6 protein-coding genes are annotated in these 5,186 nt (G+C 60.0%); 3 read left to right on the top strand and 3 right to left on the bottom strand.

Annotation, left to right across the window (positions count from 1 at the left end):
* The first annotated feature begins 10 nt into the window (after positions 1 to 10).
* The gene (ilvC, locus tag VMU57_RS08095) at positions 11 to 1,039 is read left to right on the top strand and encodes a ketol-acid reductoisomerase (RefSeq protein WP_349255563.1); all 1,029 of its coding nucleotides are present in this window, start codon (positions 11 to 13) and stop codon (positions 1,037 to 1,039) included.
* 133 nt (positions 1,040 to 1,172) lie between these two features.
* A complete protein-coding gene (locus tag VMU57_RS08090) occupies positions 1,173 to 2,660 on the top strand; it encodes a sensor histidine kinase (RefSeq protein ID WP_325382253.1) in 1,488 nt (495 codons plus the stop codon).
* Between the two features lie 48 nt (positions 2,661 to 2,708).
* Here VMU57_RS08090 and VMU57_RS08085 read toward each other — a convergent pair whose 3' ends face one another.
* Both VMU57_RS08085 and VMU57_RS08080 read right to left on the bottom strand, forming a co-directional pair.
* The gene (locus tag VMU57_RS08085; protein ID WP_158909488.1) at positions 2,709 to 2,993 is read right to left on the bottom strand and encodes a DUF427 domain-containing protein; all 285 of its coding nucleotides are present in this window, start codon (positions 2,991 to 2,993) and stop codon (positions 2,709 to 2,711) included.
* A gap of 199 nt (positions 2,994 to 3,192) precedes the next feature.
* Entirely contained in the window at positions 3,193 to 3,963 is a 771-nt protein-coding gene (locus VMU57_RS08080; protein ID WP_325382255.1) for a DUF4239 domain-containing protein, read from the bottom strand.
* Positions 3,964 to 4,124: 161 nt separating this feature from the next.
* Between VMU57_RS08080 and VMU57_RS08075 the strand changes: the two genes are divergently transcribed.
* On the top strand, positions 4,125 to 4,958 hold the full coding sequence (locus VMU57_RS08075; protein ID WP_325382252.1) for a rhamnogalacturonan acetylesterase: 834 nt from the start codon (positions 4,125 to 4,127) through the stop codon (positions 4,956 to 4,958).
* Between the two features lie 37 nt (positions 4,959 to 4,995).
* Here VMU57_RS08075 and VMU57_RS08070 read toward each other — a convergent pair.
* Positions 4,996 to 5,186, bottom strand: a 191-nt coding sequence (locus tag VMU57_RS08070) for a hypothetical protein (RefSeq protein WP_325382250.1), incomplete at its 5' end; no start/stop codon positions are given.

Here is a 5,186-nt window from a genome sequence, read left to right as displayed (position 1 = left end):
CACGAACACAATCATGGCTAAGGCATACCACGACGCAGACGCAGACCTCTCTCTTATCCAGGCGAAGAAAGTCGCCATCATCGGCTATGGCTCGCAGGGCCACGCCCATGCACTCAACCTCAAGGACTCCGGCGTCGATGTACGCGTCGGTCTCCGCGCCGATAGCCCCAATGTGGAGCGCGCGCGCAAGGCCGGCCTTCAGGTCGGCACCGTTGCCGAAGTCTCCAAGTGGGCCGACGTCATCATGAACCTGACGCCCGACCAAACCGCGGCGAAGGTCTACCACGCCGACATCGAGCCAAACCTTGCTCCCGGCAAGACGCTAATGTTCGCGCACGGCTTCAACATCCGCTTCCGCACCATCACCCCGCCCGCCGGTGTTGACGTTTCACTGGTCGCTCCCAAGGCTCCGGGCCATCGCGTACGCGAGGTCTTCACCGAAGGCGGCGGCGTTCCCGCGCTCGTAGCCGTCGAGCAGGACGCCAGCGGCACGGCGCTCGCGCTTGCACTGAGCTACGCCAAGGGCATCGGCACCACGCGCGCCGGTGTGCTCGAGACCACCTTCACCGAAGAGACCGAGACCGATCTGTTTGGCGAGCAGGCAGTTCTCTGCGGTGGCACCTCGGCGCTGGTCAAGGCTGGCTTTGAGACGCTGGTCGAGGCTGGTTATCAGCCGGAGCTTGCTTACTTCGAAGTGCTGCATGAGCTGAAGCTCATCGTCGACCTGATGTATCGCGGCGGCCTTGAGTACATGCGCCACTCCATCTCGGACACCGCGGAGTGGGGCGACTACGTTGCCGGTCCGCGCATCGTCACCGCCGAAGTCAAGAAGGCGATGAAGGGTCTGCTCAACGATATTCAGGACGGCAGCTTCGCCAAGAAGTTCATCGAAGAGAACGAGACCGGCCGCCACGAGTTCGCCCGCATCCGCAAGCAGGAAGCAGCGCACCAGATCGAAAAGGTCGGCGCGGAGCTTCGCAAGTCGATGCCGTTCCTCGACCCCGTCGTCGTCAAAGACGGAGCCGTCGTCAAGGCCTGACCGCCATTCGCAACCAAACGAAGGGCGGGGCTTCTGGCTCCGCCCTTTGTGCTTTTATAAGGGAACCTGCACATAAAAATCTGCGTACTTTACAGCATCGACTACCATAACAACAGAACTGGAGCCCCGCCCTATGGAAACCGCGATCCTCCAAGCCGAGCCATACCTCGTTCCGATAACACCTGCAACCCCTACCCCATTGCCTGAAGTCGTCGATGCGCTGCGCACCATCACGCCGCTGGCCGGGCTCGCGGACGAGGAGTACGTCTGGCTGGCCAACCACGGCACCGAGCGCATCAGCGACGGAGGCGATGCCCTCATCTTTCGCGAAGGAGCGCCCACCTCGCATCTTGTCTTCATCCTTCGCGGAGAGGTCCATGTCCGCCGCCGTCACTCCGGCCCCATGGCTCTCTTTGTCGGGCGGGCAGGCCAGATGACCGGCAAGCTGCCCTTCTCCCGCATGAAGTTCTACGGCGGAGACGGCTACACCATCGGCCCCAGCTGGGTCCTCGATATTCACGAGTCTCTGTTCCCAGAGATGCTGCAGGCCATCCCCTCGATGGCGCAACGGTGCGTCTCCGTATTGCTCGACCGCGTGCGTGAAGTAACGCGCATGGAGCAGCAGGCCGAGAAGCTCTCCGCGCTGGGCAAACTTGCGGGCAATCTCTCTCATGAGCTGAATAATCCGGCATCGGCGGCACAACGCTCCGCCGCCAGTCTCTTCGGCGAGCTGCGCAAGTATGGAGACCAGAAATATCTGTTGGGCTCGCTTTCTCTTACGCCAGAGCAGTCCAGGATCTACAAGGACTGGGTGACCCGCACCCGCGCCAGCATGGCGTCCTACTCTCCACAGACAGTGGCGCCTCAGAATCCGCTGGCCTTCTCGGACCGCGAAGAGCAGCTCACAAAGTGGCTCATCGACCACAACGTCACCGAGCCATGGACGATTGCGCCCTCGCTCTCCGAGACGCGCATCACGCTCGAACATCTTGACGATCTGGCCCGCCACGCCCCACCGGAGCTTATACCTATTACCATCGGCACCTTTGCGACGTCGCTGCGGGTCGAGCGTATGACCGAGGCTATCGTCGACTCGACCGTCCGCATCTTCGACCTCATCAGCGCCATCAAGGACTACTCCTACATGGACCAGGCGCCGATTCAGGACATCGAAATTGCCCAGTCGCTCGAGGCTACGCTGGCGATGTTCTCCTCGCGGCTGCAGGGCATCACCATCGAGCGCGACTTCGATCCGGCCCTGCCGCCGATCAGCGCCTATGGCAGCGAACTCAGCCAGGTGTGGACGGCTCTCATCGAAAACGCCATCGAAGCTATCCGCTCCAGCGGAGAACCGGGCGTCCTTAGCCTGCGAACCTGCCTCACCGGCACTATGGCGACGGTCGAGATTCGGAACAACGGCCCGGAGATCGACCCTGCCATCCAGTCGCGTATCTTCGAGCCTTTTTTCACCACGAAGGCTCCCGGGCACGGTCTCGGACTGGGGCTCGATACCGCCCAGCGCATCGTCAACCGTCACTCCGGTTTCCTTACGGTCGAATCCAATCCTGGAGCGACCTGCTTTCAAGTTCGTCTGCCGCTGGACCAGGCACAAGCCTATTAATGCAAATGGGAGAGGCCGCAGCCTCTCCCATTTGTATTGATTCTAAATCTACTTCGTGACTTCAACGCCTCGCCAGAAGGCAATGTGATGCTTCACGTTGCGGGCTGCAGGTTTTGGATCGGGGTAGTACCACGCCGCGTCCTGGTTTTCCTGATCATCCACGACAATGGTGTAGTAGCGCGCCTGGCCCTTCCAGGGGCAACTGGACGTTGTCGAGCTGGGTCTCAAAAACTCTCGCTTAACGGTCTCTTCCGGGAAGTAAATATTTCCCTCAACTGTCTCGTATGTCTCACTCTCGGCCAGCGTCTGGCCATTCCATACTGCCTTCGCCATTGTTCGCTACCTTATTCTTTTCAGGAGGTTACGGTCTTAGAATCGCATGCGCGATCCAACGGTCAGGTCTCTGAGACCTGACTGACACCAACCTATTTGTAACAGAACCGATGCTGAAATGGAAAGCCGGGCCAAACCCCTGAGAGCCGCCAGCCGGCAAGCCGAAGAGTATGCAACCTCACCTGCAAAGACTAAACAGCTAGTGCGGCGTATCCGTCTGCATAATCACCATTGCTCGCTGCAGCGAGGCGGGAGAGACGGAGACCGCTCCCTCAAATGGTCTCGCCAGATCGGCAATGGTTGCAAGCGTCAGCGACACCACAAACGTCAGCGCCAGGACCTGGCCATAGTGCAGCCACTTTTTGTCGTTCCCAAGCAGGCATGAGGAGACGACGGTGGCCATCCCGCCGACAATCAACAACACCCAGAGGACGCCGGGCAACCTGCTCTCGTGCTCTTCGTCGCGTAACCTGCGTCGCTCGCCCAGGCCGGTCATCGCCGTCGTCAGATGATCCAGGGTGGTGGTCTCCCTTATATTTTGTGCCTGGGCACCGATGAGGACCTGCCACATCTGCTCGAGCACGGCATCCCCGGCATGGCTGACACGCTGCGTCTGCATCGCAGGCCACTCCTGGTTGATGACGGCGTCCGCATACTTGATGGCAAGCGCGTTCATCTGCTCGCGCTGCGGCGAGGGCAGACCTGCGGCGACGCGATGCACGTTCAGCAAAGCAGCCGTCTCCTGCGCGACGTCGATCTCTGCCGTGCGAAAGTCCGTCCAGACGGTGAAGAGCATGAACCCCAGAATGACCCCGTAAGTCGTCCCCAGAACGCCCATCTGCCACGCATTGACGTCATTGAGGCTCTTGCGGCTCGACACCGGCCATAGCCGATTGATTATAGCCACCAGGATCATGGCCCCCAACAGCGCGAAAACGATGGCAAAGGTGCTCTGCCCATAACTCAACATCAGCAATTCCCCTGACGAATATCCTTTGGATTCACCCGCCAGCCTACGCTGAGACTTTGTTCAATGCCACTCCTATTACTGCCTGTCTCGTAAAAAGTTTCAAATAATAGAAATATTATTTCTATTGAACTTTACGCACTCCATCAGCTACTCTTACGGCCATGCCCAGTGTCAAGCTCGCCGCCGCTCGCCTCAGCCGCTATTCCGCTCTCCTCCTGCTCACTGCCGCAGTGGCCTTCGCACAGAATTCGCTCCAGCCGCCTCCGACTCCGGTACAAACCTCGGTAGCTCCCGTGGCGTCGCTGAACCCCAATCTGCCTACCGTCTTCGTTGTTGGCGACTCGACTGCGCGCAACCAGGCCGACCTTGGATGGGGCGACCACTTTGCACACTACTTCGACACGACGCGCATTAACGTGGCCAACCGCGCCCGTGCCGGCCGGAGCAGCCGCACCTTCATAAACGAAGGCTCGTGGGACCGTGTCCTCGCCGAGATGAAGCCCGGCGACTTTGTGCTCATCCAGATGGGCCACAACGACGGCGGAAGTCTTGACGGGCCTAAGGCACGCGGCAGCCTCAAAGGCCTGGGCGACGAGACCAAGGACGTTACCCTGCCCGACGGCCACGCCGAAACCGTCCATACCTACGGCTGGTACATCCGCAAATACATCGCCGATACCCGCGCCAGGAAGGCGACGCCCATCCTGCTCTCACTGACTGTCCGCAATATCTGGAAGGACGGCAAGATCGAGCGCGACATGGGCTACGACGCCGAACTCAAGCAACTGGCCTCCGACGAGCACGTCGCCTATGTCGACATGGCCACTGTCGAAGCAGACCGCCTCGAAGCCACCGGACAGGAAAAGACCGCACTCCTCTTTCCCAAAGACCACACCCATACCAGTGCCGAAGGGGCTGAACTCAATGCTCAATCTGTCGCGATTGCGTTGCGCAAGGCACACTCGCCACTCGTTGCGTACCTCAAAGCTCAGTAACTCGACGCGGTTAGCCCCACCACCGCCCGCAGACCATTTACACTAGACCTTGGGGGAAAAATGCACCCCGAAGGACACCAGTTTGCTCGATAAAGCTTTTGCAAAAGTCTTCGGCACCAGCAACGAACGCGCCGTAAAGCGCCTTCTGCCAGCCGTTAAGCAGATCAATGACCTTGAGCCCTCCATCCAGGCGCTCTCCGACGACGAGTTGCGCGCCAAGACCGTCGA

The organism is Edaphobacter sp. (assembly GCF_035532915.1).
GTDB lineage: Bacteria > Acidobacteriota > Terriglobia > Terriglobales > Acidobacteriaceae > Edaphobacter.
This window is presented reverse-complemented; position numbering and strand designations above follow the sequence as displayed.